The sequence below is a fragment of the Sphingobacterium sp. HSC-15S19 genome, assembly GCF_050433745.1.
Lineage (GTDB): Bacteria > Bacteroidota > Bacteroidia > Sphingobacteriales > Sphingobacteriaceae > Sphingobacterium > Sphingobacterium siyangense.
In genome coordinates this window covers 12,899-31,286 of sequence record NZ_JBNPWQ010000015.1, presented here as the reverse complement: position 1 = coordinate 31,286, position 18,388 = coordinate 12,899, and the positions used below count along the sequence as shown (strand labels likewise).

The window sequence follows — 18,388 nt, the reverse complement described above, 5'->3', positions numbered from 1 at the left end:
AAATATTAATTGCCAAGCTCTGATAAAAATTTGATTCGCATCAATTGGAGATCTTCATAACTGTAATCATCCCCTCCAAGTTCTTTAAGCGCATCATTAATTGAATCAGTCTCCGCTGTCTTAAAATAGTCATATACCTCATCCTGGCGATCCTCATCAATAATCTCGTCAATAAAATAATTGATATTGATTTTTGTGCCCGCATTTACAATCGTTTCTATTTCCTTCAATATTTCCTCATAAGTTATCCCCTTAGCTGAAGCAATATCATCCAATGCTATTTTACGATCGATATTTTGAATAATAGATACCTTTAATGCCGATTTATTTGCTGTACTTTTAATGACAAGATCCACGGGTCTATCGATTTCATTTTCCTCAACGTAGTCTTTGATCAAGGCAATAAATGGTGCGCCAAATTTAATCGCTTTACCATTCCCTACTCCCTGGATCTGTTTCAACTCATCGATGGCAATTGGATAATGTGTACACATTTCTTCCAGCGAAGGATCTTGAAAGATGACAAATGGAGGCAATGACTTCCCTTTTGCAATTTTCTTGCGTAGGTCTTTAAGCATTCCCAACAAGACGGTATCTAAGGCTCCTGTGCCGTGGCCTGTATCTTCCGAATTTGTGCTATCTCCTCCTTCTATTGGACGATTCAAAACAAATTTTAGTTGATAAGGGTTATCTAGATAATGACGGCCAATATCTGTCAATTTTAAAAGGCCATAGTGATCAATATCTTTTTCGATAAAGTTGTCAAGCGCAGCCTGTCTCAGCAAAGATTTCCAATAAATAACACCTTTCTCTTTACCCGTTCCGAAAAGACGATGTTCATCATGTTTATAGGAAGATACGGGTTGATTATTTTGACCCATCATGACGTTGATCACGTGATGATCATCAAATTTCTCGCCCTGCTCCTGAATGAAACCCAGTACATTTTTCAAGGAGTCTTCGGCCTCAAAATATTCTTTCTCCGAGCGGCAGTTGTCGCACATATTATTACAGCCCTGCTCGTCAAAATTTTCTCCAAAATAATGAAGAATTTGTTTACGACGACATACTGCAGACTCCGAATAATCAATAACCTCTTTTAAGATCTGTGTACCGATCTCGCGTTCGGCCACAGGTTTATCTTTCATAAACTTGGTCAGCTTTTCAACATCTTTTTCCGAGTAAAAAGCCAAACAATAACCATCCCCCCCATCACGTCCAGCACGTCCAGTTTCCTGATAGTAACCCTCCATGGATTTAGGAATATCATGGTGAATGACATAACGAACGTCAGGTTTGTCTATTCCCATACCGAAAGCGATGGTAGCAACAATCACTTCCACATCCTCCATCAAAAATTTATCCTGTGTATCAGCTCTTGTTTTAGCGTCCAATCCCGCATGGTAAGGTAAGGCTTTGATGCCATTTAGGTTCAAAACCTCACTGATTTCTTCTACCTTTTTACGGCTCAAACAATAGACAATACCGGTCTTACCCGATTTGGTTTTGATAAAACGAACAATCTCCTTAACAACATCCTTTTTGGGCCGCACCTCGTAATACAAATTGCTTCGATTAAATGATGATTTAAATAAAACAGCATCATTCATCTGTAAATTTTTACGGATATCCGACTGAACTTTAGGAGTAGCAGTCGCCGTAAGAGCGATAACAGGGATATTGGCACCTATTTCGTTGATTACCTGGCGTATTTTACGATATTCTGGTCTGAAATCGTGCCCCCATTCCGAAATACAATGCGCTTCGTCAACCGCTACGAAAGACACGGTAATCTGATGTAAGAATTCCAAATTATCTTGCTTGGCAAGGGATTCTGGAGCTACATACAGCAATTTGGTCTTCCCGGCGAGTACATCATCCTTAACCTTTGTAATTTCGCTCTTATTCAATGATGAATTTAAAAAATGAGCGATACTATCTTCGCCACCGAATGCACGAAGCTGATCTACCTGGTTTTTCATTAAAGCAATCAGCGGAGAAATAACAATTGCAGTTCCCTCACTCATAAGAGCAGGAAGCTGGTAGCAAATTGATTTTCCTCCTCCGGTTGGCATTATTACAAAAGTATCTCTTCGTTGAAGAATACTAGTTATAATTGCCTCTTGATCCCCTTTAAAAGTATCAAAACCAAAAAAATCTTGTAAATTGTCGAAAAGTGATTTTTCTATTTCCATTGCGCCTTGGGCAAAAATAAGATAGATAAATGAAGAAATAATCTTGAAAAATAATCTATTTTTGCAATCTATTCTAATACATAAAAGTAAGAGTATTTTTTGTGAAAAACAACTACGAAATAAAAAATATAGCTATTCAAGCTATTCAAGAAGAAGCCAAGGCGGTAGCTGCTTTAGCTCAATATATTGATGATGATTTTGTTACCGTTGTCGATCGTATTCTAAATTTACAGGGCCGCGTCATTGTAACTGGAATCGGCAAAAGTGCCATTATCGCTCAAAAGATAGTTGCAACGCTAAATTCGACAGGCACACCATCGATCTTTATGCATGCAGCTGACGCTATCCACGGAGACCTTGGTATTATCCAACAAAATGATTTAATTATTGCGATCTCTAAAAGTGGTAATACACCTGAGATTAAAGTACTTGTCCCCTTTTTAAAACAGACAAAGAATGTTTTGGTTGCTTTGGTCGGAAATACGGAATCCTATCTCGCTAAAAATGCAGACTATATTTTAAATACCACCGTTGAGAAAGAAGCTTGTCCTAACAACCTTGCGCCGACTTCAAGTACAACTGCTCAGCTAGCCATGGGCGATGCGCTTGCTGTCGTTTTACAAGAGTGCCGCGATTTCACGGATAAAGATTTTGCAAAATACCACCCGGGAGGAGCATTAGGAAAAAAACTGTACTTAAGAGTCGGCGATCTATCCGATCAGAACGGCAAACCTAGTGTCCAACCGCAAGCCACTGTAAGTGATATCATCATCACCATAACACAGTTTAGACTGGGAGCTGTAGCGGTGTTGGCTGCTGACCGCATACTCGGCATCATCACAGACGGTGATATCCGTCGTATGCTGGAGAAACACACCAATTTAGCGGCAATTACTGCCGCCGATATCATGGGAAAATCACCAAAAATCATCGACAAAAATGAATTGGCAGCCAATGCTCTCCATATTATGCGTGAAAATAACATCACACAACTACTGGTTTCCGACAAAGGGAATTATGCTGGTGTTATCCACATACAGGATCTATTGAAAGAAGGTATAATATAACTGTAATAAAGTTGTTAGATGTACAATAAATTGGCAATAAATATTAAATTTGGCATATCAGTTGTACTATTTTAATCGTAAAGTAATATTTTAGAAGCATGAAAAAGTATATAACAATCTTAGCAGTGATCATTTCCTTTATAGGTTTTTCTTCGATGCAGACAGGACAAGGGGAATTTAAATTCGAAAAAGAAACCCATGATTTTGGCAAAATTCCGGCCGGTACGCCCGTTTCGTATAATTTCAAGTTTTCAAACACAGGCAGTGAGCCAATTATCATTTCAAATGTTGTGCCTACCTGCGGATGTTCTGTAGCAGAATTTACGAAAACACCAATTAAACCAGGCGAAAGCGGAACGATCAAAGTAACTTACAATGCGGCGGCAAAAGCTCCATTCACAAAGAGTTTCACCGTACAGTCGAACACCAAGACTCCTGTAAAAACGCTATATATTAAGGGCATTGTAGAATAACAATGCTCGTAAATAAAACGAAAAAAGCCACATAATCATGTGGCTTTTTTCGTTTTATTTTGGTTAGCTTTGCACTACTAATTTTAAAAAAACTATAATGCCAGTAATATCAGAAAAAGGGCTGAATATGCCTGCGTCGCCTATTAGAAAGCTGACGCCATATGCTGATCAAGCAAAAAAAGAAGGTAAAAAGATATACCACCTCAATATCGGACAACCTGATATCCAAACACCTGAAGTGATGCTTAATGCTTTGAAAAATATACAGTTCAAAGTGTGGGCCTATACACCTTCTGAAGGTACAGCCTCTTATCGAAATAAGTTAGCAGAATATTATAATAAGCTAAATTATAATATTGAGCCAACAGATATATTAGTAACGAATGGCGGTTCAGAAGCGATTATGATCGCTATGCAAGCCTGTTTAAATGAAGGAGAAGAGATTATCATTCCAGAGCCATTTTATGCAAATTACAATGGTTTTGCGTGTTCCTCTGATGTTGTAATCAAACCAATCATGTCCTATATTGAAAGTGGATTTGCATTACCTTCTATCGCTGAATTTGAAAAAGTAATTACCCCTAAAACCAAAGCGATCTGCATCTGTAATCCAAATAACCCGACGGGTTACCTTTACTCCAGAGAAGAACTCGAAGCTCTTCGTGAACTTTGTCTAAAATATGATCTTTACCTTTTCTCAGATGAGGCCTACCGTGAATTTTGTTACGATGGCAGAGAGTTTATCTCACCAATGCATTTAGAAGGTCTCGAAAATAATGTGGTTATTTTTGATACAGTATCAAAACGTTACTCTGCTTGTGGTGCGCGTATTGGATGTATCATTACCAAAAATAAAGAGCTATATCAGACTGCACTGAAATTTGCGCAAGCTCGCTTAAGCCCTTCGCTGGAAGGTCAAATTGCGGGTGAGGCTGCTGTTGATACACCAGACAGTTACTTTGAAGCAGTATCCAAAGAATACACAGCAAGAAGAGATACCCTCGTGAAAGGACTTAACGCCATTGAAGGAGTTTACTCTCCTAACCCAGGTGGTGCATTTTACGTCGTTGCCAAACTACCGATTGACAATGCTGATAAATTCTGCCAATGGATGTTGGAAGAGTTCTCTTACAATAACGAAACAGTAATGATGGCTCCCGCTACGGGTTTTTACAGTACGGAGGGTGCTGGTGTAAATGAAGTACGCCTTGCCTATGTGCTTAATCAAGATGATCTTAATAAAGCATTGGTTTGCCTAGAGAAAGCTCTTCAAGTGTATCCGGGACGTACAAATTAATAACAAAATAACAGGACTTATGAAAGGTGGGACAGGCATGTTCCGCCTTTTTCTTTTTTGTAGTTCCTTCCCACAAACTCCTCTTCTATTTGCATTTTTAAAAAAAACAAAACAAACTTTCGAGGCATCTTGTTCTTATTATAGTAACCAAAACGATTTCATATGGATAAATTGAAGAAATTCCAATTGATGGAAAAAATAGCAAGAGAATTAGAAGATGTCAGAAATAGTCAACAAGCTGTTTTGGAAAAAATAGGCAAAATCGAAGTTGATAACATTGAACTCGGCGATAAGAATATTGAAAAAACAATTCCCGATATCTATCAGCGTACAGCAGATAATTCAGATGCTATCAAAGCTCTTCTGGAGTCTTTTCAAGAGCAGACAGCAGAATTCGGAGAGAAAAACAACGTTGGAAAACTATTGGAACAGCAGCAGATCAATAGTGTAAAATAGCTAAAAAAAGGAGGCCGACTAAATAGTCGGCCTCCTTTTTGTTTTATGATTGTGCTTTTGCAGCCCTAGCTTTTAAATATTCTTCTTCAACAAAATGAAGCTGTTGTTCTGGTGTCAGATTTGAATTGTCCAAAACAATAGCGTCTTCGGCTTGCCGTAATGGACTTTCCGCACGCGTACTGTCGATACGGTCACGTGTAGAAAGATTCTCCACGACTTCTTCTAAAGTCACGTCCTCTCCTTTTTCCGTCAACTCCAGATAACGCCTCGCGGCACGTACTTTAGGGTCTGCCGTCATAAAAATTTTCAGATCAGCATCTGGAAAAACAGTAGTACCAATATCACGGCCATCCATAATAATATTTCGTCTGCTACCCAATTTTTGCTGCTGGGCAACCATAGCAACCCGAACAGCTTTGATTGCACTCACATCGCTGACTTTATCAGAAATATACATCTGACGGATCTCTTCCGAGATATCCTCATCATTTAGATGAATTTCTGTTTTTATTGCATTTGGGATAAAATCAATGTGGATATCTTTCAGTGCATTTTCGATCGCTTCTTGATCATCCAGCGCTATCTCATGCCGGATAAAATAGAGTGTGACGGCCCTATACATAGCTCCACTGTCAATAAAGGCAAACTTCAGTTTTTTTGCCAAGGCCTTTGCGAGGGTACTTTTACCGCAGGAGGAAAAACCATCTATGGCGATAATAAAATTGTGACGTCCACTCATTATTCGTTTCCTCCTATGATTACACCGGGACGATTGACCAAAGGAACCTTAGTCAGGTTACCATCCACAATGCTTTCGGGTAAAAAGATATATTTTTTATCGTAAATAATATTATCAATATAAAAACTCAACCAATATTCATTTGTCAGCCCGAATACCTGTTCGTCAATCGCTTCAACACGATCGAAAGATTTAGCTTCTATATTTCCAATAAAATGACGCAAAGTTGTTGTTGTTACTTGTCGGCCATCCTTTTCGCCATAACCTTTTGAGCTGATCAGCACATTCTGAATGGCAATGTTCTTGTCATTGATCACATAGACAGTCCAATTTTTTGTCTCCACCGTCTCACCTTCCAAAACAACGGCGATCATAATATCTTTGACAATATTTTCAGGCAAATCTGCTTTCATCCTTATTTAGACTTTGTAGTTTTTTTAGCTGGAGCCTTCTTTGCTGTAGCTTTTTTTGCTACAGTTTTCTTTTCTGTTGTTTTTGCTTTGGTCGCTTTTCCTTTCGGAGCATCCGCCTCAGCCCATTTCAGCACATCCGCATACGTGATTTTTTCAATCTCGGTTCCCTTAGGGATTTTCAGATTTTGCTTACCAAATCGAATAAATGGTCCCCAGCGTCCCTGCTCGATTTGAGCATCTGGATTTTCATCAAAAACCCGAATCACTTTCTCGATATCTTTCTGACGTTTGTCTTTGATAATCTGTATCGCCTCTTCTTCTGTTACATCCAAAGGATCAACACCTTTTGGTAAGGAGTAAAACGATGAATTGTGACGTATATAAGGTCCAAATCGTCCAACCGCGACAGTCATTTCTTTATCTTCAAATAAACCGACTTTTTTCGGTAATTTGAACAATTCCATGGCATCCTCAAAAGTAATGGTTTCGATCATTTGGCCCTTCCGCAAGGACGCAAAACGAGGTTTTTCTTCATCGTCGGGAGAACCAATCTGTACCAATGGGCCGAACTTACCAATACGAACCGAAACGGGCTTTCCGGAAACTGGATCCACACCGAGCTCACGCTCATTATTCGCACGATCTGCATTTACTAAAGTATCTTCTACTTCGGAATGAAAAGGTCCATAGAAATCATGCAACATTTTTGTCCATTCGGTCAGTCCATGCGCAATATCGTCAAATTCTTTTTCTACGTTGGCCGTAAAATGAAAATCCACAATACCGTTGAAGTGTTCAACCAAAAAGTCATTCACCACAACACCGATATCCGTTGGAAACATTTTTCCTTTTTCGGCACCGGTTATTTCGGTTTTTGTTACCGCTGTTAATTCGGCATCCTTTAATGTCAGTACACGGTAATCGCGCGATTTACCTTCACGCTCTTCCTTTATAACATAACCGCGGTTTTGAATAGTTGAAATCGTAGGGGCGTAGGTTGAAGGACGGCCAATTCCCAATTCCTCCAATTTTTTCACCAAAGCAGCTTCCGTATAACGTGCTGGAGGTCGTGTAAAGCGCTCCGTTGCCGACATGTTTTTCAAAGTCAATGGCATACCAATGGCTAACGGTGGAAGAATAGCATTGTCACTATCTTCGTCCATCGCGTTGTCTTGATCGTCATCCAAGGATTCCATGTAAACTTTCAAGAACCCATCAAATTTCATAACCTCTCCTGACGCATTCAAATCTTCGGTACGGGTTGAGATGTCGATCTTTGCCAATGTACGTTCAAACTCCGCCTCACTCATTTGGGAAGCAATTGCTCTTTTCCAAATAAGCTCATATAATCTTTTTTCGGATGCATCCCCATCAATGGTGTGCTCAGAGAAATAAGTAGGACGAATAGCTTCGTGTGCTTCTTGAGCACCCGATGTTTTTGTTTTATATTTTCTGAGTTTATGGTACTGATTGCCGTAAGCCGATTTGATTTCCTTTTCAGCAGCCTCAATCGCCGTATCACTCAAATTAACAGAATCGGTACGCATATAGGTAATTCGTCCTGATTCATACAGCCTTTGCGCCACCTGCATGGTGCGGGCAACCGAAAATCCAAGCTTTCTACTTGCTTCCTGCTGTAATGTTGATGTGGTAAATGGCGCCGCTGGTGAACGCTTTGCAGGTTTTGTTTCTAGATTTTTTACTGAAAACAGCGCTGCTTTACAATCTTCCAAAAATTTGGTCGCCTCTGCTTCTGTTGCAAAACGCTGCGGAAGTTCGGCTTTAAAACTATCTTTAACTTTTCCCGTATGAAAAAAAGCAACGATCTTAAAAGCCGCTTCGGGTTCAAATTTATTGATTTCACGCTCACGATCTACAATCAGACGAACTGCAACAGACTGCACCCGACCAGCAGATAAGGAAGGCTTCACCTTTTTCCATAGAACCGGAGATAATTCAAAACCGACTAATCGATCTAGAACTCTTCGCGCTTGTTGTGCATTTACTAAGTTATAATCTATTTTACGCGGATTGTCAATAGCCTTCAGAATAGCTGGCTTCGTAATCTCATGAAACACAATCCTTTTTGTACTTTCATCTTTTAATCCCAAAGTCTCAAATAAGTGCCATGAAATAGCCTCTCCTTCGCGGTCCTCATCGGACGCTAACCAAACGGTTTCTGCAGCTTTAGCCAATTTCTTCAGTTCACTTACAACCGCCTTTTTGTCGGAGGGAACTTCATACTTTTGTTCAAAATTCTTTTCGGTATCAATTGCATCATCGGTTTTCACCAAGTCGCGAATATGTCCATAACTTGACTTGACCAAAAAATCCTTTCCTAAATACCCTTCTATCGTTTTCGCTTTCGCTGGAGACTCAACTATCAATAAATTTTTCGCCATCTAATTTGAGATTTGTGCAAATAAAGGGAATTCTGAAAGGAATGACAATAATTTCTTGCAAAAAAGACAAAAAAAATAGATTTCATGTCAACAATAAAGAAATTTATCCAAGGACAAAGGACCGCGCAACGGAGTTGAGCTCGACACAGAAACGCTGTCAGATCAAGCGAATTTGCCACTCCAACCACTTTGTTTCCGTCTATTTCAGACAAAAACAAATTCATTTAACTTTATTCGGTTTCGAATCAACCTTCATAAAGTTGCAAAATCAAATATTCGAAACAGTTAAAATACGTATAAGTAAAATATATATGTATATTCGCTTATTCAAAAGGGCAATATATAACAACTCCCCTATTTTGTTTAAATATTTTAATAATGAAAAGAAGTCTTCTCAGAATTGCCTTTTGGGGCACGTTATTACCATTTGTATCTTGTTCAGTTATGAAAGATTCAGCAAAATCAAATTCAGGCAATTTCCCTAAACTTAGTCTGGAAGCACATCGCGGCGGCCGCGGCCTATATCCTGAAGAGTCTATCGCTGCCATGAAAAATGCAATAGATCTGGCAAAGGTGACCACACTGGAAATGGATTGCCACATTACCAAAGATCGTAAGGTTGTTGTCTTTCACGACGATTATCTTAACCCAAAATTTGTACTGAAACCCAATGGCTCCGAAATTTCTGACAAAGATAAACCGCTGAGAATTTATGATATGCTTTATAAAGAGCTGATTAAATACGATATCGGATCGAAATTTTATAAAGAGTTTCCTGAACAGAAAAAACAGGTTACGCGTATAGCAAAACTATCAGACCTTATTGACAGTACTGAAGCCTACGCAAGTGTAAAAAGGAAAGCGCCGATGTTTTATAATATCGAAGTGAAGAGTAAGGAAGATAAAGATGGTATTTTCCATCCAAGGGTAGAAGAATTTGTGGACCTTATGGTGCAGGTGATCACTGATAAGAAAATTGCTTCACGAACCGTCATCCAATCGTTTGATAGTAGAGCTATTAAATATCTGCACAAAGCATATCCTCAAATCAAAGTTTCTTATCTTATTGATGCAAACTATACCAAAAGCGTTGAGCAAACAATTGCAGCTTTGGGCTTTACACCTTTTATTATAAGTCCGCACTATAAAATAGCTACACGCGATTTTATTGCACAGTGCCACAAAGCCGATATCAAGGTTATTCCATGGACAGTCAATACAAAGGACGAGATAGAACAGCTGAAGGCTGTAAAGGTTGATGGAATTATTAGCGATTACCCCAATTTGTTTTAACAAACACCTTGCTTGTTTCGCTTAGAATGAAAAAAATTGAGTTCTAGTTCATCTCAATGCCAGGAGAAACCAAGCCACACCAAAGCAAAGCAGTTCGTTAATCGCCTCAACTACTTTGCTTTGGTTTTGTTTTTTAATGCTTTTTCAATATATTCCCGTCCCTTTTGAACCAAAAATTCAGAGCGGTGATAATCCCAAAGGTTACAGATATTATAGGGAATATCCACCACCACATCGGGATGGTATAAATCAACAATCATACGGCTCATTTTCCTGCGCATCACATAGTACGAGGCTTGTAGAATATCCAAGGAATTCGAAGTCTTCGGATCCAGTTTTTTGATAACAGAATATTGTTTATCCGGTTTAGATTCCAGATTGACAGCAATGATTAAATTCTCTTTCTTGGTTACATGATTTATGGGCAATGGATTCAGTACACCACCGTCAACGTACACATGGTTCTCCTCCTCTACCGCTGTAAATACAGCTGGAATTGCAATCGAAGCCCGAATGGCATCATACATACTCCCAAAATCCAGCACAACCTCCTTTTCGTAGTTTAGATCTGTCGCAACGGCTTTAAACAAAATTGGAAAAGTCTCTATATTAGCATCGGGGATCACAGATTTCAAGGCGTTAAACACCTTGACCCCCTTCATCATTCCTAGTCCCTTCCAGCTAAAATCCATCATATTAAAGACCGATTTCTTCGTCAGGCGCTGCATCCAATCTTCGAGAACATCCATCTTCCCCTGCGCATAAATACCACCGACAAGTGCTCCTATTGAACAACCTACCACCTCATCGATTTCAAAGCCCAGCTCTTCAAGCCTTCGAATAATACCAATATGCACAAGACCTCTTGCACCACCTCCGCCCAGGACAAGGGTAACTTTACGATTCAAAAAAGCTTTCTCCAACATAATTATACAAGTACATGAAACACTTGTTTACATCCAAGCAACAATGTAAACAGATAATCATCGTTATTATATGTATTTTTGATTACAATATACGCAGTAAAAAAAGAAATATGAAAATAGAAATTTGGTCGGACATTATTTGTCCATTTTGTTATATTGGCTTGACAAAGCTTGAATTGGCTCTTCAACAAACCGCAAGTAAGCCAGCCGCTGAAATCATCTGGAAATCGTATCAGCTTAACCCCGACTATCCCGAAGATGCTCCGGCAATGCCAACCTACGATTACCTCGTTCAAACGAAAGGCATGAGCATGGACGATGTTGTTGCAATGACTTCACAGCTCAGTGCGCAGGGAAAAGAGCTGGGTATTGACCTGAATTTTGAAAAAGCAATCGTTGTAAATACAAAAAAAGCTCATCGTCTGATCCATTTTTCCCAGGCGCAGCAAAAAGGCACTCAGATCAAAAAAGCCTTATTTAAGGCTCATTTCACCGATGGTCTCGATGTAAATAACAATGAGGTTCTCGTCACTATCGCAACGAAAGAGCAGCTTTCCGCTCAGGATGTAAAAAACTTATTGGAATCGGATGAATTTGCTTATGATGTTGCACAGGATATCCAAGAAGGTGTCAGCTTAGGACTCCGAGGTGTTCCTTTCTTTGTATTTGACAGAAAATACGCTATCCCCGGAGCACAGCCCATGGAAGTCTTTCACAATACAATAAATGAATGCCTGGCCGGTCAGCCTGCACCTCTTGAACGCAGAGGCGAAGAAGGCCCTTCATGTGATCCTGAAACAGGAAAATGTGAATAAAGAAAGAAAAAATTATTGTTTAATTTTACTATTTTCGCAAGCTTATAACGACAAACAAATTTGGTATAAATGCAGTTAACCAAACTAGAAATTAAAGGATTTAAGAGTTTCGGAGACAAGATCACGATCAACTTCAATGATGGTGTCACAGCGATTGTCGGTCCCAATGGATGCGGAAAGTCCAATGTGGTCGACGCCATACGCTGGGTACTGGGGGAACAAAGTACAAAGATGCTTCGCTCCGATAAAATGGAAAATATTATCTTCAATGGAACGAAAAATAGAAAGCCGGCAAACCTTGCAGAGGTTTCGCTGACCTTCAACAACAACAATAATATTTTACCAACGGAATTCTCTACAGTGACGGTCACCCGTAAGCTGTTTCGCAACGGCGATAGTGAATATCGATTGAATGATGTCAAATGTCGTTTAAAAGATATCACGGATCTGTTCCTGGATACCGGAGTTGGTGCCGACAGTTATTCGATCATCGAATTGAAAATGATTGATGAAATTATCAACAACAAAGATAATTCACGTCGCAACCTCTTTGAAGAAGCATCCGGAATCTCTAAGTATAAAGTTCGTAAAAAACAAACTTTAGCAAAGCTGAGAGATACTGAAGCCGATCTTTCCCGTGTTGATGACTTGCTTTACGAAATCACAAAGAATCTCAAATCATTAGAAAATCAAGCTAAAAAAGCTGAAAAATATACCTCCCTTAAAGCAGAATACCGCCAGAGCAGTATAGATTTGGCTTATTATAGAATTGCTGATTTTTCGACCGAATTAGAAAGACTTCAGACACAAGAATCCAAGGTTCAAAAAGATGCCGTCAATGCACAGCAAAATATTCTGAACGCGGAAACTGAACTCCAAATACTCCGCCAGACAAATTTGGAACAGGAAAAAAACCTTTCGGTACAGCAAAAGACAACACAGGAATTTGTCAATAAAATCCGAGGTTATGAATCGGAAAAGAAGATCAAAAACGAAAAAGTCAAAAATCTTCAAGATAAAGAAAACCGACTGAACCTCGATATCAACAGCGATAAACAACAGCTTAATCATGTCCTCTACACCATCAAACGACTGAATGAGGAATTGTTTGATGAGCAAAATAAACTCGATTCGTTAAAAACAAATCTTGAATCGGATAAAACCGAAGTCGACGAATTGAGAGGACAGCAACAATCTGCAAAGGGAAAGCTCGATATTTTTAATAAGAGCAATGCTGAATTACAGGCAAAAATATACAAATTAGAAAAAGATCTTGCGGTATTCACAATTCAGAAAGAAGCTCTTCTGCAAGAATCTGTTCGCAATAGTGTAGATACAGAAGCAAAAGAAGCCGAATTGCAGCAGTTCAATTCCTCTGTTATGGAATTGGAAGGCCGTGTAGAAGCACAGCAGCTACAGTACGATTCAGCAAACCAGCAGGAAGAAGAGCTCCAAGGACAGATTAATCAGTGCCAGGCAAACCTCGAGGAATTTAAGGCCCAGCTTGCCAAAGATCTCCGCCTGGTAGATGCCAAACAAAACGAATACAACCTCACGAAATCCCTTGTTGATAATTTAGAAGGTTTCCCCGATTCCATTCGCTTCCTCAAGAAAAATGCAGGCTGGAAAAAGCAGCCCCCACTCCTATCAGATGTCCTTTTCTGTCAGGAAGATTACCGTGTGGCTATTGAGAACTACCTAGAGCCTATTATGAACCATTATGTTGTCGAAACACAACAAGATGCCGTTCAGGCTATCCAACTATTGAGCGATGCAGCAAAAGGAAGAGCTAATTTCTTTGTTTTAGATGCCATAGTAGATTCCCCAAGCGCTGCCCCCGCACCAAATGACAATTTGATGTCTGCGTTAGATGTGATTAACGTAGACGAAAAGTACAAGGCTTTATGTACGATGCTGCTCCAGCAAGTCTTCATCCTTAAACATGAAAATGAAAAGGAGCTGGATGAAAAGCTACCTGCTCTAGGACAGGTGATTCTACAAAAAAATGGACGTTATTCGAAACATCATTTAGGCCTTTCGGGTGGTTCAGTGGGATTATTTGAGGGCAAACGTATCGGAAGAGCGAAAAATCTGGAAGTGCTATCCCAAGAGATCAAAACCTTAAATCAGGAAATAGCAAAACTTGAAGATAAAATAACGGCCGAAACAGCTCGTTTGGATGCACTGCGTGGTAATTCACAGAAAGAGTTAATCGATGAGCTGCGCTTTCAGCTCAATAGACTGAATAATGAATTAATTACCGTCAAAACAAAGCAAGAGCAATACCAAGCCTTCATCAATAACTCCCAGGCCCGTAAAAAAGATATTCAGGAGAAAATTGAAGGTATAGAATCGGATTTAAAAATTGCGGAGCCACAGCTTCAGGAGCTCCGTCTGGAAAAAGAACAGAGTATAGCCGAATTATCGACTTTACAAGATCAGTTCCATGAAATATCTGAGGTACTTAACGAAAAATCAACCGCATACAATCAAGAGAATATCGCTTACCATCAACAGTTAAACAAAGTTTCCAATATCACAAAAGATCTCGAATTTAGAGAGACGCAGAAAGATGATCACGAAATCCGTGTGGAGCGAAACAGTGCAGAATTAGTTGAAGTGCAGGAAGCTTTAAGAACAACCATTCCATTTGAAGATGAAGAAGATCAGGATCTTATTGCGATGTATGAGCAGAAGATCGCCCTGGAAGATGGTCTCAAAGAATTGGAAGACGGCTACTATGCAGATAAGCAGAAAATCAATAACCTCGAAGATGCTCTGACACAGCAGCGTCGTTCAAAAGAACAGAGTGACTTTCTTGTTTCAGAGATCAAAGATAAAAAAACGGGTCTTCAGATCGACCTCAATGCCTTGAAAGAACGTCTTTCTGTTGAATTCAACGTTGAACTGAAAGACCTGATTGACCGTGAAGATGTGCCTGAGATCACAGAAGATCAGACGACATTGGCAACCAAATGCAGTAAACTCAAGAAACAGCTTGATGAATTTGGAACGATCAATCTAATGGCAAAAGAGGCTTTTGACGAGATGAATGAACGCTATGATTTCATTAACAAAGAGAAAGCTGATTTAATCGAAGCAAAAGGCTCATTGATGGCAACAATAAAAGAAATTGACGATACCGCTCAAGTTCAGTTTATGTTTACATTCGATGCCGTAAGGAATAACTTCGTCAAGGTATTCCGTTCGCTATTTAACGAAGAAGACAGCTGCGACCTGGTGCTCACAGACCCAAGCAATCCGCTGGATTCAGACATCGACATTATTGCAAGACCAAAAGGGAAAAGACCGCTGTCTATCAATCAGCTTTCGGGTGGTGAAAAGACCTTGACTTCAACAGCCTTGTTATTCTCACTCTATCTTTCTAAACCGGCACCTTTTTGTATATTCGATGAGGTGGACGCTCCGTTGGATGATACTAATATTGATAAATTCAATAATATTATCCGGGATTTTTCCAAGAATTCACAATTTATCGTGGTCTCACACAATAAAAAAACGATAGCAAGTACAGACATCATCTATGGCGTAACCATGGTTGAACAAGGTGTATCCCGTGTAGTTGCAGTAGATCTAAGAGAAGTTGCTTAGTGAGCAACGAAATACACAATAAATAAGACGGACTCAGGGGATCTACACCCGGTCCGTCTTATTTATACAGATCAATTTAATTTCCTCTCGCCTTTAATGAAATTCTTTGCTGCAACATGCTGTGAATTTCCGTAAGCTTATTTCCTGTTGCAGATCAATATAAGGATAGACAGCAGACAGCTGATTCCCCCAAATAAATAGACCGACTGATAACCAAACGAGCCCGCGATCATTCCCGCCAATGGTCCTGCCAGTCCCAGCGACAAATCCACAAACGCAACATAAGCTCCAAGTGCTGTACCACGCATCTGCGGTGCAACTTTTTTTATGGCTAGCACACCCAAAGCCGGGAATACCAGGGAAAACCCTACACCTGTAAGTCCGCAGCCTATTATTGCAAGCATTTTGGATGTGGCAGTCCAGATCAGCGCTTGTCCCAGAACTTCGATAAACAATGATATCAAAGCTATTTTAAGACCGCCAAATCTATCTGGAAATGATGCAAAGAACACTCTGGTCAACACATAACATGTCCCAAAAACCATAAACGCCAATGAAGCCTCCCCCCAATTCATTGCCTTGAAGAACAAGGCAATGAAGGACGCAATACAGCCAAATGCCATGGAAGAGAATGCCAGGCTAAGCCCTTGTCCAGAAATCGCCCCTATCACCTTATAAAACGGTGTACGGATATGGTCTTTATCAATGGCTACGGCTGGCAGTTTTACCGTGGCTAGCCAGCTCATCATTGGCAATAATAACATAAGAAAACAGGCGGAAAGGTCTCCGGATACTCGTCCCAACCAAATACTTAGAGGGGCGCCGATAGCGATACCAGCATACATCGCAATACCGTTCCAGGTCATCACCTTTCCTGACTGCGCCGGTCCAACCAACCCGATGCCCCAAGTAAGCGCTCCTGTGACCAGAAAACTTTCTGCAATACCATGCATTACCCTGGCAAAAAGAAGCAATGCAAGCGCTGTACCGCTGCTAAATTGAAAAAAAACAGCTAAAACATAGGCTGATCCCGCTAGAACAGCTAAAATAGCGCCCGACATCTTGCTCTTCTTAGCGCCCTTCGTATCGGTAATTTTACCCGAGTAAGCGCGTGTAAGAAGTGTCGCGAGCGATTGCAAACCAATAACCAAACCAACAATAAAACTGTCGTATCCTAATTTCTCCTCAACAAACTTCGGAAGTAGCCCCAAAGCAATTCCAATAGTCAAATAGACTCCAAATACCGATACAATAATGGGAATTATGGCTTTGTAGAAACCAATTGTTTGTCCTTTTTCTAAAATTACACTCATAAATTTTTTGTTTAACTATATTTCGAGTGCAAATATGCCGCGGATCAAAAAGCTAAACATTGACTCAAGTCAAAAAAAGAGTCTGCAAGTCAAAAAAGGAAGCTGAAAAATAAAAAGCCCAGAGTGGGGAACTCTGAGCTTTCGTTAGCCATATATTAACCTATTTTATGAAAAGTATTTGTAATGAAAACGCCACATTTTTGAATTCATTATAACAAGAATAGTCATTTAACATTTTTTAACGTTTAGAAGAGATTAATATTAAACTCTATTTGAGCGTGGCAAAAACCATAATTTTTCGTGTTCTTGTCAGGGATCCTCCGATCCTGTTCACAAAAAAAGCTCGAAGTGGGGAACTCCGAGCTAACCTAACCAATTATTAACCTAAATTTATGAAAAGTCTAATTTATACAAACAGCCTCTTTCGCTGTTTTGACTATTAAACGTAAACCATAAGCTTATTATTACGCAGCTCTTACGGATTTATGTGAAATTTGACATTTTTTAACAATTCAATAAGTAACTTTAGGAAAACGAACATATAAATAAATATCATATGGCAGAGTACGATTTAAATGAACTTCAGAAGATCCACGAAAACAAAGATGTTTTAAACTATCTGGAACAACATGGCATTCTGGAAATAAAAAAATTCAATGATGTTTACGATTATGAGAAAGAACTTTACGAGCTTCAAGTCAAGCTCTTAAAGCTTCAATATGAAATCATTGAAAAAGGAAAACGGGTCCTTATTATTTTTGAAGGTAGGGACGCTGCGGGTAAAGGTGGTACAATAGGCCGCATAACCCAATATCTAAATCCCAAAAAGGTACGCGTTGTTGCATTGCCCAAACCAACCGAAGAGGAAGCTGGACAATGGTATTTTCAACGATATATCAAACAGCTCCCTAATGCCGGCGAAATTGTGATTTTTGACCGTAGCTGGTATAACAGAGCTGTTGTTGAACCTGTATTTGGATTTTGCTCCAAGGAGCAACATGAGCTGTTTATGAACCAGGTCCCTGAATTTGAGAAGCAGTTAATCGATGATGGCATCATCCTTATCAAATTATTCCTGAACGTCAGCAAAGAAGAGCAAGCCGAAAGGTTAAAAGAGCGAAAAGAAGATATCCTAAAACAATGGAAAATCGGTGTGCTAGACCAGCAGGCACAGGAGAAATGGGATGTATATACGGGCTATATTGAGGATTTATTTAAAAAGACAAGTACAAAAAAATCGCCTTGGCTAGAAATCGCGAAAGATAATAAGAAAAAGGCTCGCCTGGCGTCCTTCAGACTTATTATCAATGCTCTTGTTGGAAGTGAACAGGAAAAAATAGATTCTTTCGTCACAAAACACGATTAAAGGTCTGTCGATTAGGAAAGG

The 18,388-nt window shown here is 39.6% G+C and carries 14 protein-coding genes; 8 read left to right on the top strand and 6 right to left on the bottom strand.

Features of this window, described 5'->3' with window-relative positions:
• Positions 1-5 precede the first annotated feature (5 nt).
• A complete protein-coding gene (recQ, locus tag L1283_RS13720; protein WP_145326866.1) occupies positions 6-2,195 on the bottom strand; it encodes a DNA helicase RecQ in 2,190 nt (729 codons plus the stop codon).
• Between the two features lie 101 nt (positions 2,196-2,296).
• Here recQ and L1283_RS13715 point away from each other — a divergent pair, with 101 nt between their 5' ends.
• The 4 genes from L1283_RS13715 (at position 2,297) to L1283_RS13700 (ending at position 5,488) form a co-directional block, all read left to right on the top strand.
• Complete coding sequence (locus L1283_RS13715; protein WP_145326867.1) at positions 2,297-3,262, top strand: KpsF/GutQ family sugar-phosphate isomerase; 966 nt, start codon at positions 2,297-2,299, stop codon at positions 3,260-3,262.
• A 98-nt stretch (positions 3,263-3,360) separates the two neighbouring features.
• Positions 3,361-3,735 (top strand): DUF1573 domain-containing protein, encoded by a 375-nt coding sequence (locus L1283_RS13710; protein WP_075992841.1) that lies wholly within the window; start codon positions 3,361-3,363, stop codon positions 3,733-3,735.
• Positions 3,736-3,832: 97 nt separating this feature from the next.
• Complete coding sequence (locus L1283_RS13705) at positions 3,833-5,032, top strand: pyridoxal phosphate-dependent aminotransferase (protein ID WP_120334125.1); 1,200 nt, start codon at positions 3,833-3,835, stop codon at positions 5,030-5,032.
• Between the two features lie 162 nt (positions 5,033-5,194).
• Entirely contained in the window at positions 5,195-5,488 is a 294-nt protein-coding gene (locus L1283_RS13700) for a hypothetical protein (protein ID WP_075992843.1), read from the top strand.
• A 43-nt stretch (positions 5,489-5,531) separates the two neighbouring features.
• Here the strand turns inward: L1283_RS13700 and cmk are convergent, their stop codons facing one another.
• From cmk to topA, 3 genes are read right to left on the bottom strand one after another with little or no spacing between them, the layout of a single operon-like run.
• Positions 5,532-6,227 carry a (d)CMP kinase gene (cmk, locus tag L1283_RS13695; RefSeq protein ID WP_075992844.1) on the bottom strand — a complete coding sequence of 232 codons (696 nt, stop codon included), beginning with the start codon at positions 6,225-6,227 and terminating at the stop codon, positions 5,532-5,534.
• Complete coding sequence (locus tag L1283_RS13690; RefSeq protein WP_046672862.1) at positions 6,227-6,640, bottom strand: hypothetical protein; 414 nt, start codon at positions 6,638-6,640, stop codon at positions 6,227-6,229. The genes cmk and L1283_RS13690 overlap by 1 nt, the downstream gene beginning before the upstream one ends.
• Before the next feature lie 2 nt (positions 6,641-6,642).
• Positions 6,643-9,042: a type I DNA topoisomerase gene (gene topA, locus L1283_RS13685; RefSeq protein ID WP_145326868.1), complete on the bottom strand. Its 2,400-nt coding sequence runs from the start codon at positions 9,040-9,042 to the stop codon at positions 6,643-6,645.
• Between the two features lie 378 nt (positions 9,043-9,420).
• Here topA and L1283_RS13680 point away from each other — a divergent pair, with 378 nt between their 5' ends.
• Positions 9,421-10,335, top strand: a complete 915-nt coding sequence (locus L1283_RS13680; RefSeq protein ID WP_145326869.1) for a glycerophosphodiester phosphodiesterase family protein — start codon at positions 9,421-9,423, stop codon at positions 10,333-10,335.
• A gap of 110 nt (positions 10,336-10,445) precedes the next feature.
• Here the strand turns inward: L1283_RS13680 and L1283_RS13675 are convergent, their stop codons facing one another.
• Positions 10,446-11,261, bottom strand: coding sequence for a patatin-like phospholipase family protein (locus L1283_RS13675; RefSeq protein WP_145326870.1), 816 nt, complete (start codon positions 11,259-11,261; stop codon positions 10,446-10,448).
• A gap of 110 nt (positions 11,262-11,371) precedes the next feature.
• Between L1283_RS13675 and L1283_RS13670 the strand changes: the two genes are divergently transcribed.
• Together L1283_RS13670 and smc are read left to right on the top strand one after the other, a co-directional pair.
• Entirely contained in the window at positions 11,372-12,076 is a 705-nt protein-coding gene (locus L1283_RS13670) for a DsbA family oxidoreductase (protein WP_158638766.1), read from the top strand.
• Between the two features lie 69 nt (positions 12,077-12,145).
• Positions 12,146-15,688, top strand: coding sequence for a chromosome segregation protein SMC (gene smc / locus L1283_RS13665; protein ID WP_312352440.1), 3,543 nt, complete (start codon positions 12,146-12,148; stop codon positions 15,686-15,688).
• A 137-nt stretch (positions 15,689-15,825) separates the two neighbouring features.
• On the opposite strand, the gene L1283_RS13660 is transcribed toward smc, so the two are convergent.
• Positions 15,826-17,001: an MFS transporter gene (locus L1283_RS13660; protein WP_120334417.1), complete on the bottom strand. Its 1,176-nt coding sequence runs from the start codon at positions 16,999-17,001 to the stop codon at positions 15,826-15,828.
• A 556-nt stretch (positions 17,002-17,557) separates the two neighbouring features.
• On the opposite strand from L1283_RS13660, the gene ppk2 reads away from it, so the two are divergent.
• Entirely contained in the window at positions 17,558-18,367 is an 810-nt protein-coding gene (gene ppk2, locus L1283_RS13655; RefSeq protein ID WP_145326873.1) for a polyphosphate kinase 2, read from the top strand.
• Positions 18,368-18,388 lie beyond the last annotated feature (21 nt).

What these genes read in the sequence shown, in the direction of transcription:
- recQ (WP_145326866.1), bottom strand. Translation starts at nt 2,195, where the DNA reads ATGGAAATAGAAAAATCACTTTTCGACAATTTACAAGATTTTTTTGGT.
- L1283_RS13710 (WP_075992841.1), top strand. Translation starts at nt 3,361, where the DNA reads ATGAAAAAGTATATAACAATCTTAGCAGTGATCATTTCCTTTATAGGT.
- L1283_RS13705 (WP_120334125.1), top strand. Translation starts at nt 3,833, where the DNA reads ATGCCAGTAATATCAGAAAAAGGGCTGAATATGCCTGCGTCGCCTATT.
- L1283_RS13700 (WP_075992843.1), top strand. Translation starts at nt 5,195, where the DNA reads ATGGATAAATTGAAGAAATTCCAATTGATGGAAAAAATAGCAAGAGAA.
- cmk (WP_075992844.1), bottom strand. Translation starts at nt 6,227, where the DNA reads ATGAGTGGACGTCACAATTTTATTATCGCCATAGATGGTTTTTCCTCC.
- L1283_RS13690 (WP_046672862.1), bottom strand. Translation starts at nt 6,640, where the DNA reads ATGAAAGCAGATTTGCCTGAAAATATTGTCAAAGATATTATGATCGCC.
- topA (WP_145326868.1), bottom strand. Translation starts at nt 9,042, where the DNA reads ATGGCGAAAAATTTATTGATAGTTGAGTCTCCAGCGAAAGCGAAAACG.
- L1283_RS13680 (WP_145326869.1), top strand. Translation starts at nt 9,421, where the DNA reads ATGAAAAGAAGTCTTCTCAGAATTGCCTTTTGGGGCACGTTATTACCA.
- L1283_RS13675 (WP_145326870.1), bottom strand. Translation starts at nt 11,261, where the DNA reads ATGTTGGAGAAAGCTTTTTTGAATCGTAAAGTTACCCTTGTCCTGGGC.
- L1283_RS13670 (WP_158638766.1), top strand. Translation starts at nt 11,372, where the DNA reads ATGAAAATAGAAATTTGGTCGGACATTATTTGTCCATTTTGTTATATT.
- smc (WP_312352440.1), top strand. Translation starts at nt 12,146, where the DNA reads ATGCAGTTAACCAAACTAGAAATTAAAGGATTTAAGAGTTTCGGAGAC.
- L1283_RS13660 (WP_120334417.1), bottom strand. Translation starts at nt 17,001, where the DNA reads ATGAGTGTAATTTTAGAAAAAGGACAAACAATTGGTTTCTACAAAGCC.
- ppk2 (WP_145326873.1), top strand. Translation starts at nt 17,558, where the DNA reads ATGGCAGAGTACGATTTAAATGAACTTCAGAAGATCCACGAAAACAAA.